General features: G+C 58.8%; 27 protein-coding genes. 6 read left to right on the top strand and 21 right to left on the bottom strand.

All coding sequences use genetic code 11. The features are described from left to right. Positions 1–133 precede the first annotated feature (133 nt). From CENROD_RS03485 to CENROD_RS03475, 3 genes are all read right to left on the bottom strand, one after another. Positions 134–1,282 carry an NAD(P)H-dependent glycerol-3-phosphate dehydrogenase gene (locus CENROD_RS03485; RefSeq protein WP_022771713.1) on the bottom strand — a complete coding sequence of 383 codons (1,149 nt, stop codon included), beginning with the start codon at positions 1,280–1,282 and terminating at the stop codon, positions 134–136. 109 nt (positions 1,283–1,391) lie between these two features. Then, positions 1,392–1,898, bottom strand: a complete 507-nt coding sequence (gene secB / locus CENROD_RS03480) for a protein-export chaperone SecB (RefSeq protein ID WP_022771712.1) — start codon at positions 1,896–1,898, stop codon at positions 1,392–1,394. A 233-nt stretch (positions 1,899–2,131) separates the two neighbouring features. Beyond that, on the bottom strand, positions 2,132–2,539 hold the full coding sequence (locus CENROD_RS03475) for a rhodanese-like domain-containing protein (RefSeq protein WP_022771711.1): 408 nt from the start codon (positions 2,537–2,539) through the stop codon (positions 2,132–2,134). A gap of 213 nt (positions 2,540–2,752) precedes the next feature. Between CENROD_RS03475 and gpmA the strand changes: the two genes are divergently transcribed. The 3 genes from gpmA (at position 2,753) to folE (ending at position 5,885) form a co-directional block, all read left to right on the top strand. Continuing rightward, complete coding sequence (gene gpmA / locus CENROD_RS03470) at positions 2,753–3,496, top strand: 2,3-diphosphoglycerate-dependent phosphoglycerate mutase (protein ID WP_022771710.1); 744 nt, start codon at positions 2,753–2,755, stop codon at positions 3,494–3,496. A gap of 89 nt (positions 3,497–3,585) precedes the next feature. After that, positions 3,586–5,073 (top strand): S41 family peptidase, encoded by a 1,488-nt coding sequence (locus CENROD_RS03465; RefSeq protein WP_022771709.1) that lies wholly within the window; start codon positions 3,586–3,588, stop codon positions 5,071–5,073. A gap of 86 nt (positions 5,074–5,159) precedes the next feature. Next, entirely contained in the window at positions 5,160–5,885 is a 726-nt protein-coding gene (gene folE / locus CENROD_RS03460) for a GTP cyclohydrolase I (protein ID WP_022771708.1), read from the top strand. A 126-nt stretch (positions 5,886–6,011) separates the two neighbouring features. Here folE and CENROD_RS03455 read toward each other — a convergent pair whose 3' ends face one another. Both CENROD_RS03455 and CENROD_RS03450 read right to left on the bottom strand, forming a co-directional pair. After that, positions 6,012–6,848, bottom strand: a complete 837-nt coding sequence (locus CENROD_RS03455) for a MinD/ParA family protein (protein WP_022771707.1) — start codon at positions 6,846–6,848, stop codon at positions 6,012–6,014. 4 nt (positions 6,849–6,852) lie between these two features. Beyond that, positions 6,853–7,635 carry a GGDEF domain-containing protein gene (locus CENROD_RS03450; protein WP_022771706.1) on the bottom strand — a complete coding sequence of 261 codons (783 nt, stop codon included), beginning with the start codon at positions 7,633–7,635 and terminating at the stop codon, positions 6,853–6,855. 270 nt (positions 7,636–7,905) lie between these two features. Here CENROD_RS03450 and CENROD_RS03445 point away from each other — a divergent pair, with 270 nt between their 5' ends. Continuing rightward, positions 7,906–8,427 (top strand): thermonuclease family protein, encoded by a 522-nt coding sequence (locus CENROD_RS03445; RefSeq protein WP_022771705.1) that lies wholly within the window; start codon positions 7,906–7,908, stop codon positions 8,425–8,427. A 174-nt stretch (positions 8,428–8,601) separates the two neighbouring features. Here CENROD_RS03445 and CENROD_RS03440 read toward each other — a convergent pair whose 3' ends face one another. Beyond that, complete coding sequence (locus tag CENROD_RS03440) at positions 8,602–9,234, bottom strand: peroxiredoxin (RefSeq protein ID WP_022771704.1); 633 nt, start codon at positions 9,232–9,234, stop codon at positions 8,602–8,604. Between the two features lie 183 nt (positions 9,235–9,417). Between CENROD_RS03440 and CENROD_RS13470 the strand changes: the two genes are divergently transcribed. Beyond that, on the top strand, positions 9,418–9,822 hold the full coding sequence (locus tag CENROD_RS13470) for a hypothetical protein (RefSeq protein ID WP_022771703.1): 405 nt from the start codon (positions 9,418–9,420) through the stop codon (positions 9,820–9,822). Positions 9,823–10,005: 183 nt separating this feature from the next. Here CENROD_RS13470 and gdhA read toward each other — a convergent pair whose 3' ends face one another. The 6 genes from gdhA to gmk form a co-directional block, all read right to left on the bottom strand. Further along, entirely contained in the window at positions 10,006–11,349 is a 1,344-nt protein-coding gene (gene gdhA, locus CENROD_RS03430; protein WP_022771702.1) for an NADP-specific glutamate dehydrogenase, read from the bottom strand. Positions 11,350–11,570: 221 nt separating this feature from the next. Further along, positions 11,571–12,218, bottom strand: coding sequence for a thiamine phosphate synthase (gene thiE, locus CENROD_RS03425; protein ID WP_238551817.1), 648 nt, complete (start codon positions 12,216–12,218; stop codon positions 11,571–11,573). A gap of 20 nt (positions 12,219–12,238) precedes the next feature. Further along, positions 12,239–13,069: a hydroxyethylthiazole kinase gene (gene thiM / locus CENROD_RS03420; RefSeq protein ID WP_022771700.1), complete on the bottom strand. Its 831-nt coding sequence runs from the start codon at positions 13,067–13,069 to the stop codon at positions 12,239–12,241. A gap of 252 nt (positions 13,070–13,321) precedes the next feature. Further along, the gene (locus CENROD_RS03415) at positions 13,322–15,619 is read right to left on the bottom strand and encodes a RelA/SpoT family protein (protein ID WP_022771698.1); all 2,298 of its coding nucleotides are present in this window, start codon (positions 15,617–15,619) and stop codon (positions 13,322–13,324) included. Between the two features lie 138 nt (positions 15,620–15,757). Further along, positions 15,758–15,961, bottom strand: a complete 204-nt coding sequence (gene rpoZ / locus CENROD_RS03410) for a DNA-directed RNA polymerase subunit omega (RefSeq protein WP_022771696.1) — start codon at positions 15,959–15,961, stop codon at positions 15,758–15,760. A 91-nt stretch (positions 15,962–16,052) separates the two neighbouring features. After that, positions 16,053–16,673, bottom strand: a complete 621-nt coding sequence (gene gmk / locus CENROD_RS03405; protein WP_041193962.1) for a guanylate kinase — start codon at positions 16,671–16,673, stop codon at positions 16,053–16,055. 318 nt (positions 16,674–16,991) lie between these two features. On the opposite strand from gmk, the gene cutA reads away from it, so the two are divergent. Then, a complete protein-coding gene (cutA, locus tag CENROD_RS03400; RefSeq protein WP_022771693.1) occupies positions 16,992–17,351 on the top strand; it encodes a divalent-cation tolerance protein CutA in 360 nt (119 codons plus the stop codon). 26 nt (positions 17,352–17,377) lie between these two features. Here cutA and CENROD_RS03395 read toward each other — a convergent pair whose 3' ends face one another. The 9 genes from CENROD_RS03395 to fdxA form a co-directional block, all read right to left on the bottom strand. Continuing rightward, positions 17,378–17,836 carry a hypothetical protein gene (locus CENROD_RS03395; RefSeq protein ID WP_022771692.1) on the bottom strand — a complete coding sequence of 153 codons (459 nt, stop codon included), beginning with the start codon at positions 17,834–17,836 and terminating at the stop codon, positions 17,378–17,380. A gap of 73 nt (positions 17,837–17,909) precedes the next feature. After that, positions 17,910–19,154, bottom strand: a complete 1,245-nt coding sequence (fabF, locus tag CENROD_RS03390; RefSeq protein WP_022771691.1) for a beta-ketoacyl-ACP synthase II — start codon at positions 19,152–19,154, stop codon at positions 17,910–17,912. Between the two features lie 517 nt (positions 19,155–19,671). Next, positions 19,672–19,911 carry an acyl carrier protein gene (gene acpP, locus CENROD_RS03385; RefSeq protein ID WP_022771689.1) on the bottom strand — a complete coding sequence of 80 codons (240 nt, stop codon included), beginning with the start codon at positions 19,909–19,911 and terminating at the stop codon, positions 19,672–19,674. A 218-nt stretch (positions 19,912–20,129) separates the two neighbouring features. Then, the gene (gene fabG, locus CENROD_RS03380) at positions 20,130–20,894 is read right to left on the bottom strand and encodes a 3-oxoacyl-ACP reductase FabG (RefSeq protein ID WP_022771688.1); all 765 of its coding nucleotides are present in this window, start codon (positions 20,892–20,894) and stop codon (positions 20,130–20,132) included. A gap of 38 nt (positions 20,895–20,932) precedes the next feature. Then, entirely contained in the window at positions 20,933–21,970 is a 1,038-nt protein-coding gene (gene fabD, locus CENROD_RS03375; protein WP_022771687.1) for an ACP S-malonyltransferase, read from the bottom strand. Between the two features lie 79 nt (positions 21,971–22,049). Then, positions 22,050–23,039 carry a beta-ketoacyl-ACP synthase III gene (locus CENROD_RS03370; protein ID WP_022771686.1) on the bottom strand — a complete coding sequence of 330 codons (990 nt, stop codon included), beginning with the start codon at positions 23,037–23,039 and terminating at the stop codon, positions 22,050–22,052. 42 nt (positions 23,040–23,081) lie between these two features. After that, entirely contained in the window at positions 23,082–24,143 is a 1,062-nt protein-coding gene (gene plsX, locus CENROD_RS03365) for a phosphate acyltransferase PlsX (protein ID WP_022771685.1), read from the bottom strand. A 95-nt stretch (positions 24,144–24,238) separates the two neighbouring features. After that, a complete protein-coding gene (gene rpmF / locus CENROD_RS03360; RefSeq protein ID WP_022771684.1) occupies positions 24,239–24,424 on the bottom strand; it encodes a 50S ribosomal protein L32 in 186 nt (61 codons plus the stop codon). Between the two features lie 493 nt (positions 24,425–24,917). Further along, positions 24,918–25,247, bottom strand: a complete 330-nt coding sequence (fdxA, locus tag CENROD_RS03350; protein WP_022771682.1) for a ferredoxin FdxA — start codon at positions 25,245–25,247, stop codon at positions 24,918–24,920. Positions 25,248–25,251: the final 4 nt, after the last annotated feature.

Below are 25,251 nucleotides of genomic sequence, written 5' to 3'. Positions count from 1 at the left end.
CGTCCTATTCTTGCGTCATGCTGAGGTCGAACACGCTGAGGCAGCAACACGGGCTTGCTGCGGGAAAGGTTTTTGACTGCGCTATGGGGCGCCAAGCGGGTGGCAGAGTGGCATTGCTCATGGTGTCAGGCTGTCACGCTGTCATGGTGGCACGATGGCACGGTGCGAAGGTGGCCCGGGTGGTCAACTCACCGGGCTGCCACCATGAAGGAGACTCTTGCACAGGGTCGCGCTCCATGAGCACGGCAGGCGCCTGCTGGGGAGCAATCGCCCCTTCCAATACAGCCAGCACGGTTTGTGCAATCGGCATATCCACATGGATATGCCTGGCGCGTTCCACCACAGCACGTGCGCAGAACACGCCTTCCGTAGGCTTGCCGATGATGGCGAGAACTTCCGCCAAATTTTTGCCTGTGGCGAGCAGCAGCCCCACTTGCCGGTTGCGCGACAAGTCCCCGGTCGAAGTCAGGATCAAATCTCCCATCCCGCTCAGCCCCATGAAGGTGTCCGCACGGGCGCCGAGGGCCACGCCAAAGCGGGCCATCTCCGCCAGCCCACGGGTGATGAGGGCAGCGCGGGCATTCAGCCCCAACCCCAAACCATCGCACAACCCGGCGGCGATGGCCAAGATATTTTTGACTGCTCCAGCCACTTCGACGCCGATGAGGTCATCGTTGGTATAGATACGCAGGGCGTGGCTATGCAACGCAGCAACTGCCGCATGCAATACCGGCGCGTGGATGCTGGCAGCTACCAACGCCGTAGGGCAGGCGGCGGCCACTTCTTGGGCAAAGCTGGGGCCACTTAGCACACCGGCCTGCACGTTGGGGGCGACTTGGGCCAACACTTCATGCGGCAACAGGCCTTCCAGCAGAGCGTTGCCATCGGCAATGTTCCCGGAAACCGTTTGCGCGGAACCTGTTCCACTGCCCATTCCACTGCCCATGCGGGTCGATTCCAACCCTTTGCATAACCATATCAGGGGAATGGACACATTCCGCAAAGGCAACAGGCTGGCGCGCAAGCCTGCAACCGGCGTGGCCAAGACAATCAGGTCACAGCCTGCCTCCGGCAAGGTGGCGAGTGCATCTCGCGCTAAGGCCAAGGCAAGCCCGTCAGGCAGCGCAAAACCCGGCAGATATTTGCGGTTCTCCCGTGCGTCGCGCAAGCTACGCAAATGGAAAGCATCCCGCGTGCATAGCGTCACCGCAGTGCCATTGCGCTGCGCAGCCAAAGCCAGTGCAGTCCCCCAGGCGCCGGCGCCGAGTACCAACGCCTTCATGGCGCCCTACGACGGCAAACGCCCGAGGCATCGGGCGCGGACAAGCCTTCTTGCATGGCTACACACTTGCATGAATACCGTGGAACGGCATCTGCGCATCGACCTGAGGTCAGGCCGTTGCAGTGGGTTGGGATTCCGAAGACGCTGCCGTAGAAGCAGGGGCGCCTTCGGGATTGCGTGCCTGCGCCTGCTGTTGCGCTTGTTGCTGGGCATACAACGCCTGGAAATTGATCTCGGACAAATGCACCGGCGGAAAGCCACCGCGTTGGATCAGGTCAGCCACAGTAGCGCGTAGGTAGGGGTAGACGATTTGGGGGCAGGCGATTCCAGTGATCGGGCCTACTTGCTCTACAGGAACGTTGCGAACTTCAAAAATGCCAGCCTGGGCGACTTCAGCCAGGAACAACGTTTTGTCTTGAATCTTGGCATGTACCGTGGCCGTGACGGTGATTTCAAAAACAGCATCGGCCACCGTGGCGGTATGGACATTCAAATGCAAATCGACCGCAGGGGCTTGCTTTTCCAGCAGGATGGCCGGGGAGTTGGGCTGCTCCAACGAGGCCTCCTTCATGTAGATGCGTTGAATTTGAAACACGGGGTCTTGAGAATCTGCCATATTGGTCTTCCAGTTTTGAGGGAGGGAACGTTTCCGTGACGGGAACGCTGGAGCCACTGATTGGGCGGCGACATCTCAGGCCCCGTGGGATATCGCCGGTTGCAAAGCGTTGTTTGCCAAGTCGGTGTGGACTAGATCTTCCCTACAGCTTCCCTACAGCTTCCAATCCCGTACAGACTCCGATGGAGACCTGAGGCGAGACTGGCGAATACAGGGAAAAACCTGCAAGGGACTCAGGCTCGGTCAATGGGAAGGTTGGCGTTGCGCCATGCCACAACCCCACCGCGCAAAGACATTGCGCGCTCATACCCCAGATGCTGGGCCATGGCAACGGCGCGGCGACTGCGGATACCGGACTGGCACACCAATATCAACGGCAGCGACTTGTTTTTGACCGTAGTGGGGAGTTTCTTGTCGAAATCGTCGAGAGGAATGTTTTTGGAGCCTTGGATGTGGCCCGCAGCGAATTCCGTTGGTTGGCACACATCCACCACCACGGCCTTCTCGCGGTTGATCAGCATCACGGCAGCATCTGGATCGACCACGCCTTGACCTGCATCAAGCAAGGCCGGGTACAGCAACATGCCCCCCGACACCGTAACCATGGCAATCCAAATCCAGTTGTCAATAACGAAATCCACCAGAAATCCTCAAAAAAATAGGTACCAGGCTACACAAAAGCCCAAAATGTGCGCCTGCAAGCTGCATTCTAGAATGCGTGAAAGGGTTTTTTACGCCGACTTGGGAAGCCCCTCAGGCTGACCTGGGCCAACCATGGGAAGCAGCGAAATTTCCCTGTTCTTTCATTCGCTTGTCCACTCGTTCCCTTACCAACATTCCCGTACCTTATTACCATGCATAAACTTGTTCTCATTCGTCACGGCGAATCCACTTGGAATCTCGAAAACCGCTTCACGGGGTGGACGGACATCGATCTGACCCCCACGGGGGTGGAACAAGCCCAGTCTGCGGGCAAGTTACTCAAGGCGGAGGGATTCGACTTCGACATTGCCTACACCAGCGTGCTCAAGCGCGCCATCCACACCTTGTGGCATGTGATGGAGGAGATGGATTGCGTGTGGCTGCCCGTCGTCAATGACTGGCGGCTCAACGAACGGCACTACGGTGGTTTGCAAGGTTTGAACAAGAGCGATACGGCGCAGCGTTATGGCGACGCACAAGTGCTGGTATGGCGGCGTAGCTACGACACGCCCCCCCCCGCGCTGGAACCGACGGACCCCCGTTGCGAACGCAACGACCGCAGGTATGCGGATATTCCTAAAGACCAGTTCCCGTTGACGGAATGCCTCAAAGACACTGTCGCGAGGGTGCTGCCGTGCTGGAACGATGTTCTCGCGCCCACCATTGCCAGCGGTAAGCGCGTCGTCATCGCAGCGCATGGCAATTCGATCCGTGCGCTCGTCAAGTACCTTGACGGCATTTCGGATGAAGACATCGTCAACCTCAACATTCCCAATGGCGTGCCGCTGGTATACGAGTTCGACGAAGCGATGCAGCCGCAACGCCATTACTACCTGGGCGATCAGGACGCCATTGCGAAGGCTGCTGCTGCCGTCGCTGCCCAAGGCAAGCGCTGATTCCTGCTTTCTCCCCTGTCCCCGCAGCCACCCTTGGCTGAGGGGTTCGAGACAACCCCATTGCTGGAACGCCGCATCGCCGGAAAGTTATGACCCAAAAATTCCATACCGTAGGCTGGGTATGCGCTGGAGCAGTGGCCGGTGTCTTCACTGGCACCGCGCTGCAAAGCTATGCATACAGCACGAGCACGCTACCCCTCGAAGAATTGCAGCAACTGGCTGCGGTCTTCAGCATGATCAAGTCGAACTATGTCGATCCCGTCGACGACAAAAAGCTGATCAGTGATGCGATTGCTGGGATGGTCTCTGGCCTCGACCCCCATTCCACCTACCTGGACAAGAAGGCGCTCAAGGACTTCAACGAAGGCACCTCGGGCCGGTTCGTTGGCGTCGGCATTGAAATTTCGATGGAAGATGGCCTCATCAAGGTTATTTCTCCGATCGAGGGTTCGCCCGCCTTTCGGGCAGGAATCAAGCCCAACGACCTCGTCGTCAAAATCGACGACACCGTCGTTCGCGGGCTGACGTTGAGCGAGGGCGTCAAACGCATGCGCGGGGAGCCCAACACCAAGGTGGTGTTGAGCATCTTCCGCAAGGACGAGAACCGTACTTTTCCGGTAACCATCGTCCGGGAAGTCATCAAGACCCAGAGCGTCAAGGGGAGCATCGTCCAGCCGGGATTAGGCTGGATTCGCATCAGCCAGTTTCAGGAACGCACCGTCGCGGACTTTGCCCACAAGCTGGAGGAGCTGTACAAAGCCGAGCCTCGGCTCAAGGGATTGGTCCTCGATTTGCGCAACGATCCCGGCGGTTTCCTTGATGCTGCTGTCGCCGTCTCGTCGGCATTTTTGCCAACGAATGCCGTCGTCGTATCGTCCAATGGGCAAACGCAGTCGCTGCAATCGGTCTACAAGGCGCACCCGTCGTACTACCACCGCCGTTCTGGCCGCGATCCGCTCAAAGCCCTGCTTCCAGCAGTGCGCAATACGTTCAAGACAGTTCCGCTGGTCGTGCTGGTCAACGAAGGCTCGGCGTCCGCCAGCGAGATCGTCGCTGGGGCGCTGCAAGATCACCGACGCGCCAAGTTGCTGGGCAGCCAGACTTTTGGCAAAGGGTCGGTGCAGACGGCGGTCTGTCTGGATCCTTCCTACCGCATCGACAACTGTCCTACGGCAGGGGTCAAGCTCACGACAAGCCGGTACTACACGCCCAACGGTCGCTCCATCCAAGCCAAGGGCATCGTTCCCGATTTTCTTGTCGACGAAACTGCCGAAGGCAATCCGTTGGCTGCGTTGCGGATGCGTGAAGCCGATCTGGATCGGCATCTGTCCGGTGGCCCGGAAGAAGCCCGACTTGATGCAGAGCGCGAAAAAGAACGCGAGATTGCCCGCAAGAAATGGGAAGAAGAGCGCAAACAGCCTGTGCCGGAACGCAAGCCCCCGGAATTCGGAACGCCGGAGGATTTCCAGCTTGCGCAAGCCTTGCGCTTTCTCAAAGGCGAGTCTGTGGTTGTGAGCAAGACGCAAGTCGTTCGCAACGAAGATCGCGACAAAGCCCGCGTGCAGGATAACGAATAGGCGATAAGCCTATTGGGCCTATGTCGGATGCGGTGGATGCCCCAAACCGGGCTGATACCATCCCACGCCTTTTTTGCTGGAACACCATGCCTCCCGTCGATCCCACGCTCCCCACCACGCCCCACCCCACGTTTCCTGTATCCCAACGCATTCGTCAACGCTTGCAGGCTGCCCAACAACGCTTCCACGCCAACGACAACATCGCGGCTTTCATCGAACCAGGCGAGATCGAAGAACTGGTCGATGAAGTGGAGGGCAAGTTCCAGGACGTCCTTCGCAGTCTGGTCATCGATATCGACCACGACCACAACACCGATGCCACCGCGCGTCGAGTGGCCAGGATGTATGTCCAGGAAGTCTTTCAGGGGCGGTACGTGCCTGCGCCGGTGGTCACGGAGTTTCCGAACGTCGAACGTCTCAACGAGATGATCCTCGTCGGGCCGATTACGGTGCGCAGCGCGTGCAGCCACCATCTGTGCCCGATCATGGGGCAGTTGTGGATCGGCATCCTGCCCAATGAGTACACCAATGTCATTGGACTATCGAAGTACGCACGGCTGGCGCAGTGGGTCATGTCCCGTCCCCAGATTCAGGAAGAAGCCGTGGTGCAGTTGGCAGACCAAATCATGCAAAGCACCCGGCCCGATGGCCTGGCGTTGGTCATGCAAGCCACGCACTACTGCATGAGCTGGCGGGGGATCAAAGACGAAAACAGCAAGATGGTCAACTCCGTCATGCGCGGCAGCTTCCTCCAAGACGCCAACCTGCGCAGGGAATTCCTGGCGCTGATTGCCCAGGCTACGGATCGATAAATCACAGGGAGCGGCGGATTGCAGGGGTGGCCCCAAGGTTGTTGCCTTGCTGCTGCATTGGGGTGCTTGGGCCTGTGCTGACCCTGTGCCGATACCTGCTCTACCTGTACTGGCTCGGACTTGCTGTCACGCAGCCTTGCCGATCAGAAAGTCTTCCACCTTGGCTGCAAGCTGTGCAATCGCCAGTGCAGCCTGACAACCGGGCATGTGCTGCACCAGTAGTTGGCGCTTCATGATCGTCTGGCGCACGGCCACATCGGCGGGAATGTCCCCGACATGCACCAGGCGCACCTTTTCCCCGGGTTTGGAGACGACAAAACGATCCAACACTTGCTGTAACTGCGTTGTGATGGCGCGGCCATCGCCCATGCGCGTGGTTTGGTTGACCACCATCCGCACGATGCGTCGGTGTTGTTCCCCGACGAGTACCTTGATCGTGGCGTAGGCGTCGGTCAGCGAAGTAGGTTCCGGGGTTGCCACGACGAGTACCTCGCTGGCCAGCGAGACGGCAAACAGCACGACATCGGAAATCCCGGCGCCGGTATCGAGTAGCACCATATCGAAGCGGGGAAGCAGGCTACCGATGATGCGCAGAAAGTCTTCGCGCACATTGGGCGTAAGCCGGGAGTATTCGACCATGCCAGACCCGGCCAGCAGCACCGAAAACCCGCCTGGCGCGCGAACGATTGCATCGTCGAGCGCGGCCTTGCCAGTGAATACATCGTGCAACGTGACCTTGGGATAAAGGTTGAGCACCACGTCCAGGTTGGCCAGCCCCAAGTCAGCATCCAGCACCAGCACCTTGTGGCCCCGCTTGGCTAGTGACGCTGCCAGATTGGCCGAGACGAAAGTCTTGCCCACGCCCCCTTTCCCGCTGGTGACGGCCATCACCTTGCCGAGAGGCTTCAAGGGAACTTCGGGCGAGGGCGCCTCTACACGGACGGGAGACGGGGATTCGCTCATCGCTTTAGTTGACTCTTGTAATGGTGCTACCGGTAGACGCAGCACTGCCCGCTCCGGCAGGATCCGCCATCATCCCATCCATCCACGCAGCAGGCTCTTCCAGGGACAGGGATCCAAACAGTAGGCTTTTTTCCTCGGCACTGACGGAAAGCAGTGGCTGGGGTTCGATGCAGACGCGGTTACGCCCTTCCGACTTGGCCCGGTACAGCTCAATGTCCGCACGATCCAGCCATAGTTCCGGCGTCGAGCGCACCCAACGAGGCGCAAACGCCCCACCAATGCTGATGGTGACTTTCAGCGCTACTCCACTGCTAGTCATGATATTCATCGCCGCGACGGACTCGCGGATTCTTTCGGCCACCTGGATCCCGAAATGCCCTTGGCAACTTGGCAGGATGATGACAAATTCCTCGCCACCAAACCGTGCGACGGTATCCATCGGACGAACGCAGCCGGCCAAGGTTTGCGCTATGGATCGAATGACCACATCGCCCACGGGGTGGCCATAGGTATCGTTGATGCATTTGAAATGGTCGATATCGAGCATCAACAGCAGCGCGGGTTCTCCGGAGCGTGTGACAACTTCGATTTCTCGGCGCAGTGCTTCGAAAAAATACCTTCTGTTGGATAAGCCCGTCAGAGGGTCTTTCAAGGACAACTCGCAAAGCCGATCGATCACAGCCTGCACATAAGCCTGATCATCCTTGGCGGAATCAGGCAGGGCAGCAGCCCCATGCCCCAGCAAAGCGAGGGCATCTTCCAGGCGCAATTCACGCAAATCAATCATCGAAAGACCCTACTGAGCCTGCAGACTCTGCCCCCGAACGCATCATTCCAAAGAGTCTAGCAGGTTCACTTTCATGCCATATCCGGGAATAAGGCCAGTGTATTAGCACTAGTTTTCGGCACGATTGCTGTGCGAAACGGAGGGGGAGGCTGGCCGTGTGTACAGCACACTGCGCATCAACGGCGGCAGTATCCTCGCCCAGATTCCTCTGTGGTGGGTTTTTCCGGAGTCTTCGCGATGTGGATGCCAATGTTTTTGAGGCCATGCAGCATGCACCAAGTGGTTGCCAGCATTGCGGTGCTTGCTTTGCCTGTCGTCTTTTTTGCCGTACTTTTTCACGCGGCTCCTCTTGCTGCCGAAACAGTGGCTGCGAAGGCTTTGCGCGTGGCAGACGGAGACACACTCTGGGTACAAGTGGATCGCACCCCACGCAAGATACGCCTGCTGGGTATCGATGCGCCGGAGCTATGCCAAAGCGGCGGAGTGGTTGCACGGCAAGCGCTGTGGAACCGGGTGAAAGGCAAAACTTTGCGTATCGACATCCGCACGTACGACGACTATGGCAGAGATTTGGCATACGTGTTTGTGGATGGCGCTGGGGGCTACAACGTCAACGCCGCCATGGTGCGTGACGGCATGGCTTGGGCTGCACGCTGGCGGGGCAAGGTGCGGGAGTTTGGCGCCGAAGAAGCACTTGCCCGCAAAGAGCGACGTGGCATTTTTGCCGAGGCGAACCCGGAATGGCCCTACGACTTTCGCAAGCGCCACGGCAGTTGCCACAGGGGGCGTTGAGCAGCACGCGCCTGCTGCAAACCCAGAGTACGCGGTATACATGGCATACATGGCATACCGAATTACGCGGGTACATGTGGGTACACGGGGCATATCTGAGTATCTCCGTGCATCGTCCCTATAGGCTACCGTGCAAGTTTGTAGGCCATGGCGCTCTCTTCCGCTGTGCTCGCGTTACAGCGACTTCGTCGAGAAGTACCAGTCGGTCGTCTTGTAGCCTTCCCCGGCACGCTTGGCGGCGGCATCGCTGGTTTTGGGCGGAGGGATGATCACGTCGCAGCCCGGCTGCCATCCTTCTGGTGTCGCAACCTGGTTCTTGTCGCTCGTCTGCATGGCACGCAGCAAGCGCACGAATTCGTCGATCGAACGGCCATTGCTCATCGGGTAGTACACCATCGCGCGCAGGATGCCGTTGGGGTCGATGAAAAAGGTGGCACGGACGGCTTGGGTGTCTGCAGCGCCGGGATGCACCATGCCGTAAGCCTTGGCTACTTCCATCTTGATGTCTTCGATGATCGGGAACGTGATCTCGACACCGAATTTTTCCTGGATGTTGCGCGTCCAAGCCAGGTGTGAAAACAAGCTATCGATCGACAGGCCCAGCAGCTCACAGTTCATAGACCGGAAGGTTGCGGCAGCCTTGGCAAAGCCCATGAATTCCGTGGTGCATACCGGGGTGAAGTCCGCTGGATGCGAAAAGAGAATCAACCATTTGCCCTTGTAGTCCGACAGGCTGCGGTCGCCATGCGTGGTCTTGGCCAAAAAATTCGGCGCGGGTTCATTGAGGCGAGGGAAAGAGGTTTCCATACCGTTATGTTCCAAAAAGTTGAGCAGAAAAACGATCATCGCCAACACCAAAGCAGTACGCGATGACCACCACCAGTCCGCTAGATACCAACAGACTGCGCAGAATCATAGTGCCCGTCGCATCTATCTTCGAGACTGCACAATCACCCCCGGTCCCAGGGACTGCGCCGAACGCTGTACGCCATGCAACACCTCAACAAGTATCCCCACATCGTCAAAAATATTGAGAAGATGTGGGGTTCCAAGAATTGCCGGGATTACATCCTTGACTTGACGAATGACACGCGAGGAGGTACCCGGAAGGGCTTTACGCTTGAGCAGGGCCTCGAACTCGTGAACCTGCTGAATAAGCATGACGAAGAGTATCCAGAATTTATCGGAGATATCTCTCAAATTGATGTCTTTGCAGGCAGCCGTCCGCCAGTAGTGGTTCGACCGCCCAAGCGCGATATCGATTTCCGCATCAAAATCATCTTGGCAATCGGCTTGGTTTACGTTTTTGCCAAGCTCGTGCAATTCCTGCATACGAACGCGCCTGTAAGCGCGATCCTGGAATATCTGGAATATCTTGCGCCGCTGTGGAGTTGAAGTGTGGGGGGAATGCATAGTCCCCCACCGTTCCTATGACTTGCGCAGACGATCTTGTTGTAGAGGAGCTCTGGGAATCGCGATGGCAGCGCTGCCTTGGGTCATCCGCTTTGCATATTGAGCGCCAAGCGCGACTACCACAGCCCTTTCGCAGCCATGGCTACGCCGCGCTTGCGCCAAAGCCTAGATCACGCCCTGCGCCAACATGGCATCGGCCACTTTGACGAAACCGGCGATATTGGCGCCATCGACATAGCTGACCGAGCCATCGCTGTGGCGCCCATGCTCCAGGCACACCTGGTGGATGCTGCGCATGATGCCGTGCAGTCGGCCGTCAACTTCTTCGCGCGGCCAAGATAGGCGCATGGCGTTCTGGCTCATTTCCAGGCCGGACGTGGCTACGCCGCCTGCGTTGCTGGCCTTGCCGGGTGCGTAGAGCACCTTGGCTCCTTCAAAAACCTTCACAGCATCCAAGGTCGAGGGCATGTTGGCCCCTTCAGCGACGCACTGGACCCCATTCTTCACCAGCATGGCTGCATCGTTGCCGTCGAGTTCGTTTTGGGTCGCGCAGGGCAGGGCTACATCGACCGGCACAGCCCAAGGCCGCACATTGCTTTCAAAACGGGTTTTGGTGCGCTGGGCGTAGTCGCTGACACGGCCGTACAGGTGGTTTTTGACCTCCATCAGTTCTGCCAACTTCTCTGTGGTGAAGCCGTCCTCATCAATGACGGTACCGCTAGAGTCCGACACAGTGATGACCTTGGCACCCAGTGCCATAGCCTTTTCAACGGCGTACTGGGCCACGTTGCCAGAGCCGGAAACGCTCACCCGCAGGCCATCGAAGCGCATGCCTCGCTGCTTGAGCATTTCTTCGGCGAAGTACACGGTGCCGTAGCCTGTGGCTTCGGGGCGGATCAGCGAACCGCCAAACGACAAACCCTTGCCGGTGAGGACGCAATCTGCACGGTTGGTGAGCTTTTTCACCATCCCGGCCAGGAACCCTACCTCACGGCCCCCAACGCCAATGTCTCCCGCTGGAACGTCGGTATCCGCGCCGACATGGCGAAACAACTCGGAAGCAAACGTCTGACAAAACCGCATCACCTCCGCAGGGCTTTTGCCTTTGGGGTCGAAATCCGAACCACCCTTGGCGCCACCCATGGGCAGGGTGGTGAGAGCGTTTTTCAGGGTTTGCTCGAATGCCAGGAATTTGAGAATCGACAAATTGACCGAAGGATGAAATCGCAAACCGCCTTTGTACGGCCCGATGGCCATGCTGTGTTGAATGCGATACCCCCGGTTGACTTGCACATCGCCATGATCGTCCACCCAGGAAACGCGAAACAGTACTACGCGCTCGGGTTCGACCAGTCGATCCAGCAAACCATATTCCGCGTATTTGGGATGGGCGGCAATGAACGGCCATAGGCTTTCCATGACCTCCGTGACAGCCTGCAAGAACTCTGGCTGACCGGGATTGCGCTGGGCCACGTCGTTCAGAAAAGCGTTGACGGAAGTATGTTTCATACGCAATGCTCCAAAAAAGTGCGTAGCATAGTGCAAACCATCACCATCAAGGTGCATACTGGACACGGTACTGGGTGTAGATGCACCATGATGATGCGCAGGCAGTGGCAGTTGCCTAGGGGCAATGGTGTGTAGGGCTGTCAGGCTACCCGCTGCCCTGCAACCCGGAGTCACCGCAGTGGGAATGGGACGAACCAGGGGGCGTTGTCGGGCGCAGCACCCTACGCCAGCAGATTCTTTGCTGCTTGGCAGGGATCGGAGGCAGCGCAGATGGCGCTGACGACGGCGATGCCGTCTGCGCCGGCCTCTTGCACTGCATGCACGTTGTCGGCGTGAATGCCGCCGATGGCGACGAGGGGCAGGGTGGTCAGTGCCCGTGCGGTACGCAGCCCATCCAGCCCCCAAACGGTGCGGGTGTCGGTTTTGGTTGGGGTGGCGAAGATCGGACTGACACCGAGGTAGTCCACGCACCCAGCGGGTACGGCGTGAAGGTCTGCCATCGTTTCTATCGATAACCCGATGAAGACGTCCGGCGGGAGCTGTTTGCGCGCCAGATGCACCGGGGTGTCCGATTGACCAAGGTGTACACCGTGCGCCTCGCAGGCGAGGGCGACGTCGATGTTGTCATTGATCACCAGCGGAACCCCCGTTGGGGCCAGCCATGCCTTCAAGGCACGCGCCATCGCAACAAAGTCGGCCAAGGGCAGATGCTTTTCGCGCAACTGCACGCATCGCACCCCACCTTGCACCGCAGCCAAGACGACCTCTGCCAAGGGTCGTCCGCCCATGCATCCACGGTCGGTCACCAAATACAGCCAGGGCCGCTGTGGCCCCACCCACCCCATGCGGGGGGGCGTGATGTCTGCCATTTGTCCGTTCTAGTCGTCGTTCAGACCGACAGCACAGACAGCTTGAGGCGTTGGGCAAATTCTTCCGCGCCCAGCAATTGCAGGGTATCGAGCATGACGGCTTGCATGCTCCCCACCCCCTGCTGCCGACGCTGCACGGCTTCGGCAGCCAGTTCCCCGACGATGCCCCAGCAGGCCATCGCAGAGATGGTGGCGCGCCAGGCATCCTGCTGCACGGCGCCGAATGCCCCAATGAGCGCCGTGGCCGAGCAGCCCACGCCCGTAATGCGGGTCATCCAAGGGTGGCCATTGGCAAGAAGCGCATGGCGGCCGAGAGGATCGACGATGTGGTCGGTCACCCCACTGATGCACACCACGCAACCCAGCCGTTGCGCCAAGTCTTTGGCTGCGACCAAGGCATCGTCTGTATGCGCTGAGCTGTCCACACCCCGGGTATTGCCAGCCTGGCCCGCCACGCTCAGAATTTCCGAAGCATTGCCCCGCAGGATCGTTACGCCAGGTTGGGCTAGCAGGGCAGCGATGGTGCGATCCCGGTAGGGGGTGGCCCCTGCACCGACGGGATCAAGCACGACACAGATTCCCCGCTTGCTTGCTGGCTCCATCGCTAACTGCATGCTCTGCACCCAGTACGGGTCGAGCGTGCCAATATTCAGGACCAGCGCTTGGGCCACGCTGGCCAGATCGGCCACTTCTTCGTGCGCATGCGCCATGATGGGCGATGCACCAGCAGCAAGCAAGACGTTGGCATTGAAGTGGGTGACTACCAGGTTGGTGATGCTGTGTACCAGGGGAGCATGGGTGCGAACGGCCTGTACATCGGCCCACAGGTCATAGACGGAAAGAGAAGTCATTATTGAATGCGGCGAAGGAAATAGATACAAAAGGCATGATGCCCCCAAGACGCTCCGCTCTGGCCAGCACCTCGGGCTATCTACCGTGGCAAAGCAGGGAGGAGCAACAAGACCGATGCACGCCTACCGGGATCAGCAGCCTATCGAATCAGCCGCCTATCGAGATACGCAGCGTATCGGGATTAGCAGCCTGGTGCGATAAAGAGCCTGTCGGCGGCACGTTGCACGGATCGCGTATGTCGAAACACATCATCAGTACGTGAGCGTATCCGACTGTTCTGCAGACGGCGGTGGCTGGCTGTGGCCACGGCGGGCACTGGATACGCAAGGCTCGTTATGGAGACGGTGCAACACAGTTTCGAGTTGTTTGCGGTCGCGCACGCCAACGATGAAGTGAATGCGCGTGGGGCCTCGCACGGAGGCATCAGGCATGTTGACGCGATGGATGTCCGCCTGCGCTGCAGAGAGACAAGCGGCAACCTTGGCAAAAACGCCTTTGCCGTTTCCCACCGTGACGATGATCTCGGTCTCGAAAGAGCGGACCGGCTTCGGCCCCCATTGCACAGGGATGAATCGATCCCGATTGCGGTGCTGGAGTTTTTGGGCGACGTTGCAACCACAAATGTGGATGGTGAGGGACTCCCCGCGCCCGAGGTAGCCCAGGATGTCATCGCCTGGAATCGGCCGACAGCAGGTGGCATAGCGTACGGCTGTACTTTCGCCGCCATTGATCGTGACCATTCCACTGTTCACCTCTTCTTGGGTAGGCGGGGGCTCTACCGAGAGCAAGGAGGGATTGGGGGCATGGCCGCTATCGACAAGCAGCTTGGCCAGCCTCTTGGCAATGACGTGGGCCAGGCGGCGACCGGAACCGATCTCAGCGAGCAACTCTGTGCTGGATCGCGTACCCGAAAAGCGCAGCAGCTTGTCCCAAACGCTGGCGGCACTTCCCTGTTCTCCAGGTACATTGTCAAAGCCTTCGGAACGCAAGGCCCACAACAGCAACCGCTGGCCCAGCGTCTGCAATTCGGGGGGGTGGAGGGTTTTGAGGTGCTGGCGAATTTTGGTACGCGCCTTGGGGGTATGAACGAATTCCAGCCAACTCGGATTGGGGGTGACGCTGCTGTCCCGATGAATATGGACGGTGTTGCCGTTGCGCAGCTCGGTACTCAGGGAAACGGTCGCGTTGTCGATCACGCCATAGGCTGCATGATTGCCCAGATCACTATGCACGGCGTAGGCAAAGTCGAGAACGGTGGCCCCACGGGGCAAGGCGTGAATCTTGCCTTGCGGGGTGAAGACGTAGATGGCATCGGTGAACAGCCCAACCTTGATGTGCTCCCAGAATTCGACACTGTCTTGCACGGCTTCTCCGACTTCGAGGAGCGACTGCAGCCACGCCCACTCGGTCTGTCCCTTGGGGTCGAAACCGCGCTGTTTTTTGTACATCCAATGGGAAGCCACCCCCGATTGCGCAACGAGATGCATGGCTTCGGTACGCAACTGAAATTCGATGCTTGTTCCAGAAGGGCCGATGACTGTGGTGTGCAGTGACTGGTATCCATTGCTCTTGCATATGGCAATGTAGTCCTTGAACCTGCCCGGAATGGGTTTGTAAATTTGGTGGAGCAGCCCCAGCGCGGTGTAGCAGTCCAACAGGCCGGGAACCTGGATGCGAAAGCCAAAAATGTCCGTGACGTGCGCAAAGCTGAGGTTTTTCTCGCACATCTTGCGATAGATCGAATACAGGCTTTTTCTGCGCCCGGTAATTTCCACCTTCATCCCATGCGTATGGAATGCCCGCTCCAAGGTCGATTGCACCGTGCGGAATAGGTTGCGGTTGCGCTTGTGCGCACGTTGGAGTGCCTTGCTAAGCACCGTGTACCGCCAGGGCAGCAGGTATCGGAACGCCAGATCCTGCAAGTCGAGATAGGTCTGGTTCAACCCCAGACGGTGGGCAATGGGCGCATAGATTTCGAGGGTTTCTGTCGCGATCCGCACTTGCCCCTCGCGTGAGAGATTCGCCAGTGTCTGCATGTTGTGCATACGGTCTGCCAGCTTGATGAGGATCACGCGCACATCGCGCCCCATCGCGAACAACATCTTGCGAAAAGATTCGGCCTGGTTTTCTTCTCTGGTGCTGAATTTCAGCTTATCGAGCTTGGTCAGCCCGTCGACCATTGCCGCGACGGGAGAACCGAATCGGCTCTGCAACACCGTCTTGTTCACTGCGCAGTCTTCGATCACATCATGCAGCAGCGCGGCCATGATGGCTTGCGCATCAAGCTTCCACTCGGCGCATTGCGAGGCAACGGCGATAGGGTGTGTGATGTAGGGCTCGCCGCTGCGGCGGGTCTGCCCAGCGTGTGCGTCGCAGGCAAACTGGCACGCTTCGCGGACACGAACCAACTCGCCCTCCGTCAAGTACTGCAGTTTTTCAGCAAGCGCCAGGCACAGGGCCTCAACCGCAGTATCCCGGGGATAAGCAGGAGTGCCGGGGGAGGGGGATTCCTGGGAGGACGTCACTGCGGTGGGCTGCGGGCCGTTCATGCAAGGCAATATAGCGCAGAACCCGAAACCCGACGAAAGTTGCGATTCAGCCGTGCCAAGGCAAAGCCAAAAAATGTATGCACACCCAACCCTAACCCCAACCCCCTGGGATCACCGGGGGTTGCCTGGCCTTGGTTCCTAGAGCGGAACCTTCTGCAGCATCTCAATGCCGACTTTGCCAGCGGCAATCTCCCGCAGCGCTGTCACTGCGGGTTTGTTTTTGCTTTCGACGCGGGGAGGGTTGCCGTGGCTCAACATGCGTGCACGGTACGAAGCAGCCAGCACGAGCTGGAACCGATTGGGAATCTGCTGCAAGCAGTCTTCGATGGTGACACGAGCCATGGCAATGCGAACGAGGACGCTGAAGTAAGGGAATGGGGGAACGACGTAGAGGAAAAGGCCTAATGCCCATTCCCCCACGAGAACGAATTCATCATTCCAAAGCAAGAGCTTGGAATACTTCCGGTTTGGAACGTCGCTGGGAAAAATACCGCAAGCGTTGCGTTTGGACGACCATTCCCAGCTCGGACAAAGCCTGATCAAAAGAACCATTGATGATAACAAAGTCGAAATGTCGGGCATGCCCGACCTCATGCATGGCATTGCGCAGCCTTTCCTGGATGCGCTGCGGCGGGTCTTCGCCCCGATTTTCCAGGCGGCGACGCAATTCTTCCCAACTGGGTGGCAGGATGAAAATCAGCACTGCCTGGGCAAAAAGATTGCGAATCTGCAAGGCCCCCTGGTAATCGATTTCGAGCAGCACGTCCTCGCCCTGTTCGATACGATCCGCAATCGCGGGTTTGGACGTGCCATAACGATACCGATGCACGTGTGCCCATTCCAGAAATGCATCGTCGCGCACCATGACGTCGAACTCGTCATCGGATACAAAAAAGTATTCGCGACCATGCACTTCCTGCCCACGCGGGGGGCGAGTGGTGTGCGAAATACTCAGATGTACACGACTGTCCTGTGCTAGCAGTGCGCGCACCAAACTGGACTTTCCGGCCCCGCTGGGGGCTGCCACTACAAACAAATTGCCGCTGGTTTCCATCACGATGATGCGCATCCGTCTTGATCGAAAAATTCATTGTAGGAGGCGCTTGGGAGCTGTTTTGGAGCGGTTTTGGCGCAACTTTCCCAGCCTATCTTGGCCTGGTGATTCCCCATGCCTTTGCCCCCATGCCCTTTCCCCACCCATGTAGGAACCTTGCCAAGGACTTAGAACCTATTCCAGTAGGGGCTGCGCCATCGCATTGCACGTGGCGGCGGTGCTCGGAATCCTCATGTACTGTCAGTACATTCCGGTTCCTGCGCTCCGGCGCCACGCACACTGCTTCGGCTCGCCTGCCTACTGAAATAGGTTCTTACCATGACTGACTCGTTGTGGATCGTGACCACCACTGTCGCAACCCAGGAAGAAGCCCGCAAGCTGGCCCGCACCATGGTGGAAGAACGGCTGGCAGCGTGTGCGCAGTGGGAAGACATCCGAAGCGTATTCCGCTGGCAAGGCGAGATCGAGGATGCCAGCGAAGTGCGCATCGTATTCAAAACGACTGCGCAATGCTGGCCAGCGCTGCGGGATCGCATCCTGCACCTACACCCCTACGAGGTACCGGCTCTGTATGGCTTCCCCGCAGTGGGGGTACACCATGGCTTTGCCGAATGGGTGGCGCAGAACACTGGCGATGCAGGACCCTGCATGGAATCACGCCTTGCACCGCAAACATAGGGTGCAGTAATAGGTAGGTGCTGTATCTACCCCACACGGTGGGGACTGTGTAGCGGTGCGTTGGAACTTGGCGCATATAGCGCCCTGCGCAACGCCAACCACTGTTTCGGCGCATGGGAGCGCTGTAGCAATACCCACCGGCAGACATTGCCGGCAGAAGCGGGCGGACAGCTACGCAACAACACGACCAACGCCCACTGCACGTCCAGAAGGATTTCCGGCTGCACAGCGGCTGGTTCCTTTGTGGTGTTCCAGATCCAGCGTTGTCTATCCCAGTGCAAGAACCCTGGCGGAGTGCGCCACCATTGCACCAAGGCCGAGGCACTTGCTACAGCCCAGATTCCCAGCCCATACCAGGCACTCCCTGCTGCGTGATGTATCCATGCAAGCACCGGTGCCGCGCCCAGCACTATCACCCCCAGCAGTACCCATCCTTCCGCAGCCGCACGCTGGACGGGATACCGCAGCGCAGGGGCAGGGTGCATGGGGAATACCGCCTAGGTGCGTAGAGACGAGGTGTATAGAGACGTGGAAAGCAGTGTGGGCCTTGTGAGGAGTTCAGATTCGACGGAACACGAGGGTTCCGTTCGTCCCACCAAAGCCGAAGTTGTTTTTGAGCGCAACGCGAATATCCAGATCCCGTGCGGTGTTCGCGCAGTAATCAAGGTCGCACTGGGGGTCGGGGTTGTGCAAATTGATCGTTGGCGGGCTTTTGCGGTGGTAGATCGCCAGCACGGTGATCAACGATTCCAGCCCTCCGGCTCCACCTAGCAGGTGGCCTGTCATCGACTTCGTCGAATTGACCACGACACGCGAAGCATGGTCGCCCAGCGTAGCCTTGATCGCGAGGGTCTCATTGATATCACCCAGCACCGTGGAAGTACCGTGGGCATTGATGTAGTCGATGTCTTCAGGATGGACCGCAGCATTGCGCATGGCGTTGACCATTGCTCTGCGCGGGCCATCCATGCTTGGCGCAGTCATGTGGCCTGCGTCGGCACTCATGCCAAAGCCTGCCAATTCGGCATAGATCCTGGCGCCTCGGGCACGAGCGTGTTCGTATTCTTCGAGCACCAGCACACCGGCGCCTTCGCCCAGAACGAATCCGTCGCGGTCTTTGTCCCAGGGGCGGGATGCCGTAGCGGGGTCATCGTTGCGCGTACTCAAGGCCCGCATGGCAGCAAAGCCCCCCGTACCCAACACGGAAACAGCAGCTTCCGCACCCCCGGCAACGATGACATCGGCGTCTCCGTATTCGATCAACCGGCCGCCCTGCCCGATGCAGTGCAGCCCCGTTGCGCACGCAGTCACCACCGCCAGATTGGGGCCGGTGAAGCCATGGCGGATCGACACATGCCCGGAGATCATGTTGATGATCGTCGAAGGGACGAAGAACGGGGAAATGCGCCGGGCGCCACGCTGCAAGAATTCCCCGTGCGTGGCTTCAATCATCGGTAGCCCGCCGATTCCCGAACCGATGATGCAACCGATGCGCTCGGCCATTTCGGGGGTCAACGCATTGCCGGTGGGCAGCCCTGCATCCTGAACAGCCTGTGCTGCGGCAGCAATGCCGAAGTGGATAAACGTATCCATCGTGCGTGCTTCCTTGGCGCTGAGGTACTCTTCCACGCGGAAATCGCGGGCCTCCCCGGCGATTTGGCATGCAAAAGTGGAAGCGTCGAAGCGGGTGATGGGAACCACCCCAGACTGACCTGCGAGCAAATTGCTCCACAGGGTATCGACCGAACAGCCCAAGGGACTCACGCAACCCAGACCGGTTACGACTACACGGCGTCGAGACATGAAGAACTCAGCAGGAATAAAGCAGGTTATGAAGCAGGTTCTGCCCACTACCCTCGCTGTCAAGGGGCATGCACGAACCCAAGTGAAAAAACCAAGTCACTGCGCCAAGTCACTGCGCAGGACGATAACGCAGTGGAAACGTGGGGAAACAAGAACGCAATACAGCACAAAACCAGGCGCAAAACCAAGTGCAATAGTGCGCAAGGACGCCAGCCAGATTCCGAAGCAGAACAGGGATTGCACGGCTACAGGCTGTGACAACCTGCAGCGCGTACCCGGCAATGCGTACTGGAATTTCCCTGCAACACACCACAGACAGCACACCCACAAAACAGGCTTTGTAGCTGCTTGTCTGCGTGAACTATTTGGTTACGGGGTTGCGCCAACCCAGAGAAAGTACCCATCGAGAAAATGCTCATCGAGAAAGTACTACTCAAGCAGGCACTACTTGATGAGTACCTGTCCGATATGCAACAACCCGGTATTTCGTAGGCGCCGGGAACCCAAGGGGAAGGGATTATTTGCTGGCATGCTCCAAAGCGTAATCGATGGCATGCTGCACAGTAGTGATTTGCTCGGCATCCTCATCTGGAATCTCGATACCGAACTCGTCTTCAAGCGCCATGACGAGTTCAACGGTATCGAGCGAATCGGCACCCAGATCGCCCACGAAGGCTTTGTCATTGGTGATTTTGGATTCGTCAGTACCGAGTTGCTCGGAAATGATTTTCTTTACACGTGCTTCAATATCGCTCATGAACGGGCCTCAGAGAGGTGTTGAAAGTCCGCCATTCTAGCCAGCACCCTATTTTGGCGGGGGATAAAAGGGTGCATTCCAAAAAAGTGCAAGCGCCTTGCCTTCCTGTCATGGAGGAAGTGTCGGCTTCATTCTGTATAGCGGCAGCGTGTGTAGTACAAATCGACGGCATACACGACATACACGGCAGTCTCGCGCAAAGCTGCTGGTACAGGGGCTTACGCCATGTACATCCCGCCGTTGACATGCAATTCCTGCCCGGTGACGTATGCGGCGTGCTCGCTGGCCAGATAGGCCACAGCATGTGCAATGTCCTGCGGCGTGCCCATCCGTCCCATCGGAATCGAGGGCAACAGACGTTCCCGCTGTTCGGGGGTCAGCACTGCCGTCATGTCGGTGTCGATGTATCCGGGTGCGACGCAGTTGACGGTAATCCCCCGGGATGCCACTTCGCGGGCCAATGCACGCGACATGCCAGCCACGGCTGCCTTGGCTGCTGCGTAGTTGGCCTGCCCTGCATTGCCACTGGCGCCGACTACGGAAGTGATGTTGACGATGCGTCCATAGCGCTGCCGGGTCATCGTTCGCAGCACGGCACGGCAGAGACGGAATACGCCGGAAAGGTTGGTCTGCAACACGGCGTCCCAGTCTTCGTCCTTCATACGCATCGCCAGTCCGTCCCGGGTGATCCCTGCGTTGTTGACCAAGATGTGGAGCCCATCGCGGGCTGCGACGACCCGATCGACCAGGGTGTGGACTTGCGTAGCATCGCGGACGTCAAGCATCTCCCCACAACATCCGGGCCATGAGGATAGAGCGGAGGAAATCTGCATCGCTCCTTCTGCCGTGGTGGCTGTACCAATCACCTGTGCCCCACAGCGCGCCAATTCTTGCGCGATGGCTGCACCAATGCCACGCGAAGCGCCGGTGACCAAGGCCATCTTGCCAACGAAACTTGGGCATGTGGGGGCTGCGGTTTCCATGTCGTGGTTCCTCTTGATGGGGGGAGCAGGGCAGGGGCCTATGCCGATGTAACAGAAGACGGCATGGAATCGGAAGCAGGGGCCGAGAGCGCGGTGCGTGTTTCGGTCAACGTCGCGGGGTCGAATAGCGCCAGGGCTTGCAGGCTGGGGTCGATACGGCGGGTCAGGCCGGTGAGTACTTTGCCAGGTCCGCATTCGACGATGGCCCGCACACCGCGCCCTGCCAAGGCATGAATGCATTCGACCCAACGCACGGGGTGGTATGCCTGTTTGACGAGCGCTTCGCGGATCGATTCGGCACTACTGTGGGGCTGGGCATCGACGTTGTGGAACACGTCGATCTGCGGCATGGTGAACGGCGTTTCCTGCAAGCGGGTTTGCAGTTGGCATGCTGCCGGATACATCAGACTCGAATGGAAGGGCGCTGACACCGGGAGCAACACGGCGCGTTTGGCGCCGCGAGTCTTGAGCATTGCACAGGCGCGGTCGACGGCATCCTTCGTCCCCGCAATCACGGTTTGCATGGGGTCATTGAAATTGACCGCTTCGACGATGTCGCGGGCATCGGCCTCTTGGCTCGCGTCTGGATGCATGGGCTGGGCGCTTTCTGCGGATGCTTCCGCGCATACCTGTGCCACGACATCGCCTCCGATGCCCAGAATAGCCGCCATCGCGCCGACCCCAGCGGGAACCGCCGATTGCATGGCTTGGGCGCGAAAGCGAACGAGCCGTACCGCGTCAGACAACGACAAGGCGCCACCAGCCACCAGCGCGGCATATTCCCCCAACGAATGCCCAGCCAACGCCGCAGGGGCGACACCGACTTCCGCCATCCATACCCGGTACGCCGCAATGTCCGCAACCAACATTGCAGGCTGCGTGTTGACGGTCAGCGCCAAAGCCTCCTTGGGGCCTTGGCGGATCAACGTGGTCAAGTCTTCGCCCAGGGCGTCAGAGGCTTCTTGCAGTACATGCCGGACTTCGGGATGATCCGCCCAGCCGTCGAGCATGCCGACGGACTGCGATCCTTGTCCAGGAAATACGAAAGCAAAAGGCAAAAAAGACGTGCTAGCCATGGGAAGTGGGCCGAAAAATGGGTAGGGAAGGTGAGTCGTGAAGTCAGAGCAATGCAAGCGGGGCTATGCAAGAAAGACCCTAGATGCGCAGCAGTGCGGCACCCCAGGTGAACCCACCGCCAACGGCTTCGAGCACGACGGTGTGGCCCTTCTGGAGCCGTCCGTCACGCATGGCCACGTCGATGGCAAGGGGAATCGACGCCGCAGAGGTATTCCCGTGGGCATCAAGGGTGACGACAACTTTCTCCATCGATAAATGCAGTTTGCGCGCCGTGCCTTGCATGATGCGCAAATTGGCCTGGTGGGGGATCAGCCAGTCGATGTCTTTGCAGGTTTGCCCCGCCTTGGCCAGCACACTCTGGGCGGCTTCATCGAGCAACCCCACGGCCAGCCGGAACACTGCCTGCCCATCCATGCGAACGAAAGGATGCCCGAGCACGCGCCCTCCACTCAATTGGGCCGGGGCCTGAAGGATGTGGGTGTGTCGGCCATCCGCGTGGATTTCTGTGGCCAGGATTCCGGGTTCTGTGGAGCGGGCAAGCACCACGGCACCAGCACCGTCACCAAACAGTACGCAGGTGGCGCGGTCGTCGAAATCGAGCAAACGGGAAAACACCTCTGCGCCGATGACCAGAGCCGTTTTTGCGCTGCCACTGCGAATCATGGCGTCGGCCACCGTCAATGCATAGACGAACCCGGCACAGACAGCCTGTACGTCGAAGGCAGGGGCGCCGACGATGCCGAGCTTGCCCTGCACGATGCACGCCGTAGAGGGAAAGAGCATATCCGGCGTAGACGTCGCGACGATCAGGAGATCGACATCCTGGGGCGCCAAGCCCGCTGCATTGAGCGCGTTACGCGCCGCTTCCACGGCCAGATCACTGGTCGCAGCGCCGGTTTCTGCGAAATGGCGCGCACGAATGCCCGTGCGTTCGACGATCCATGCGTCGCTCGTTTCCACGCCCCGGGCTGCAAGTCGGTCTACGAGATCCTGGTTGGTGATTCGCTGGGGAGGCAGCGCACTGCCCGTACCGACGATTCGGGAAAACAGGGGGGAAAACTGGGACATGTCGATCCTTTCGCGTAGCCGCCACGCGCAAGCAGTACGTACTCAAGCCACCAAAGGGGATTGGCTGGCGGCACGAGTGGCGGGCGACGTATCCAACCGGCCCAGAAAAGGCGTAGCCTGTGCGATGTGCTCCGTTAGCCGTTCGAGCAACTGATTCCGGGCTGCGTGGTACGCCTGCAAGAGTGCGTTGGTGAAAGCGAAGGAATCCGCGCTGCCGTGGCTCTTGAATACCAGCCCACGCAAACCCAGCAAGGGGGCGCCGTTGTAGCGGCGATGGTCTACACGTTGGCGCAGGGAGCGCAGCACGGGGTAGGCCAGCGCCCCGGCAAGGCGGGTATAGACGTTGCGCGAGAACTCGGCACGCAGCGAATCCGAAATCATCCGCGCCAGCCCTTCACTGCTTTTGAGGGCGACATTCCCGACGAAGCCATCGCACACCACGAGATCGACTGTGCCACGAAAAATATCGTTGCCCTCGACGTTGCCGTGGAAGTTCAAAACCCCTGCCGCAGCGGCCTCGCGCAGCCATTCCGCTGTTTTTTTGATGACTTCGTTGCCCTTGATGGCCTCTTCGCCAATATTGAGCAACCCTACCGTGGGATGGGTTTTCCCGCTGAGTACGGAAACGAGCGCAGCACCCATGATGGCGAATTGCAGAAGATGTGTAGGCTGGCAATCGACATTGGCCCCCATGTCCAGCACGGTGGTCGCTTCGGAACGTGCATTGGGAATCAGCGCAGCAATAGCCGGACGATCGATGCCTTCGAGGGTTTTGAGCACATAGCGCGCAATCGCCATCAGCGCTCCGGTGTTGCCTGCGGAGACGACCGCTGCCACCTTGGCCGACTTCAGTAGCTCCAAAGCCACCCGCATCGAAGAATCTTTCTTCCGCCGCAACGCCACTTCCACAGGGTCATCCATGGCGACGACTTCGCTGGCGCTGACCCAGGTTGCACGCGGGTGAACCAAGCGAGCACTGTGCGCATCCTGGCCAACCAACATCAACGATGCATCAGGGCATTGCGCGAGGAAGCTCTCGCAAGCAGGCAAAACGACATCGGGACCGAAATCCCCACCCATACAGTCCACGCCAATCGGGATCATGTCAGTACGCAGCACCCGAAAGCGGTGATGAAAGAGAGCAAAAACAAGGCCCGAGGCATCAATGCGACGCCTCGGGCCGAAATGCTATGCAACGATTAGTCCGCAGCCCCGTCGGCACCGAATACCCGGCGACCGCGATACATGCCGGTAGGGCTGACACGGTGACGCAAATGCGTCTCATTGGTCGTTTTGTCTACGGCCAAGCCGGGAACGCGCAGGGCATCGTGGGCACGGTGCATACCACGCTTGGACGGTGATTTTTTGTTTTGTTGAACAGCCATGAACCACTCCTGATGGGGACTGCCCACAAGCCGAACGCAGCAAAAAACGCTGTGCTGGACATGGGGCAAAAAAAGGGGATGCAGTGTAACCCGGCAATTTTTGATCAGATGTTTTGATGTTTTGCCCCAGTAGCACCCCAACCGAACGCCACGTTGTCGGGCTTACAACAGGATGGGTACCGTGGAAAACCCTACCACAGAAAACGCTCCGAAGCATCGGATCATCGGGGCAAGATCGAACAAGGGCGAGAGCAAGCAGCAGCAAGCGGGGGCAACAAAGTTACCGCATGACTTGAACCCAGATAGTCCATGAGACGCCCCTTCGGTGCTGTTTGCGTGCAGGCGGCGCATTGGCGGCCATTTTTGCCCTTCTTCGTTGTTCATAGCGCAAGCTATGTACGCCTCAGCCCAGGCCAAAGCTCAGGCCAAAACTGCCTCGCCACTGCATCCACCTGCCCTGCAAACCCTCATGGACTATCTGGGTTGCAATGACTCAGCGAATCAAATGCTTGAGCTTGTCAGTTTTGTCTTTCCATTCTTCCGCTTCCGGAAGCGGGGCCTTGCGTTTGGTGATCGTCTGCCAATTTGGCAACTTGGCCACTTCTGCATTGAGCTTGATCATGTGGCGCTGGTTTTTGGGGACATCTTCCTCGGCATAGATGGCATTGACCGGACATTCCGGAACGCAAACAGCACAATCGATGCACTCATCGGGATCGATCGCAAGGAAATTCGGGCCTTCCACAAAGCAATCCACGGGGCAGACATCCACACAATCCGTGTATTTGCACTTGATGCAGGCCTCGGTAACGACGTGAGGCATACCA

Origin of the sequence: Candidatus Symbiobacter mobilis CR (assembly GCF_000477435.1) — a bacterium.
In the GTDB taxonomy this organism is placed as follows: Bacteria; Pseudomonadota; Gammaproteobacteria; order Burkholderiales; family Burkholderiaceae_C; genus Rhodoferax; species Rhodoferax mobilis.
The sequence above is the reverse complement of the archived record's forward strand: the minus strand, read 5'-3'. Positions and strand labels throughout refer to the sequence as shown.